The 792-nt window shown below is 61.7% G+C and carries 1 protein-coding gene; it reads right to left on the reverse strand.

Features of this window, described 5'->3' with window-relative positions; genetic code table 11:
• Positions 1-784, reverse strand: a 784-nt coding sequence (locus tag FVQ81_18605; GenBank protein MBW7998542.1) for an adenylate/guanylate cyclase domain-containing protein, incomplete at its 3' end; no start/stop codon positions are given.
• Between the last annotated feature and the right edge of the window lie 8 nt (positions 785-792).

Below are 792 nucleotides of genomic sequence, written 5' to 3' on the forward strand. Positions count from 1 at the left end.
CGAACAGGCCAGAAATCTTGGAAAGGTCGGTGATGATGTCCTCGGCGATGCCGTCGCTGAAGTACTCCTGCTCCGCATCCCCGCTCATGTTCTCGAAGGCCAGCACGGCGATGGAGGGCTTGTCCGGCAGGGGCGGGGGCTTGCCCTCCAGAATGGCAGGCAATACGTCGCCGGAAGATTTTTCCTCAGCGGGGGCCTTGGAATCTGGTTGCCCTGCAGGCGGCCCGGCCTTCGGCCTGGAATCCAGAAGCACCCTGTAGGCCCGCACGGGCTCGGCGATGTTCTTGACCTGCTGCTCCCCCAAATACTCGTATTCCAGCTTCAGCTTGTTCTTGACCTGGTCGTAGGCGCTGCGCGAAACGCAGATGCCTCCGGATTCCGCCAATGACTCCAGCCGCGCTGCGACGTTGACCCCGTCGCCGTAGATCACGCCATCCTTCACCACCACGTCTCCCAGGTTGATGCCGATGCGAAAGTCCATTCGGCGGTCATCGGGTAGGTCGTTGTTTTTCTCGGCAAGCTCCTTCTGGATTTCCACCGCTCCGTTCACCGCATCCACCACGGCGGCAAACTCAGCCAGCAGCGCGTCGCCCTTGGCGTCCACCACGCGGCCGCGATATTTCCTGATTTTGGAGGTGAAGACCTTGCGGTAGGCGGTGAGGGTCTCGATGGTCGCTTCCTCGTCTGCGCCCATCAGGCGGGAATAGCCCACCACATCCGCACAGAGGATCGCAGCCAGTTTGCGCTGAGTGCTCTTCTTGCCCTTGGTGGACTTGGCTGCCACGGCGTGCT

The sequence above is a fragment of the Candidatus Glassbacteria bacterium genome (assembly GCA_019456185.1).
Classification (GTDB): Bacteria; Gemmatimonadota; Glassbacteria; order GWA2-58-10; family GWA2-58-10; genus JAJRTS01.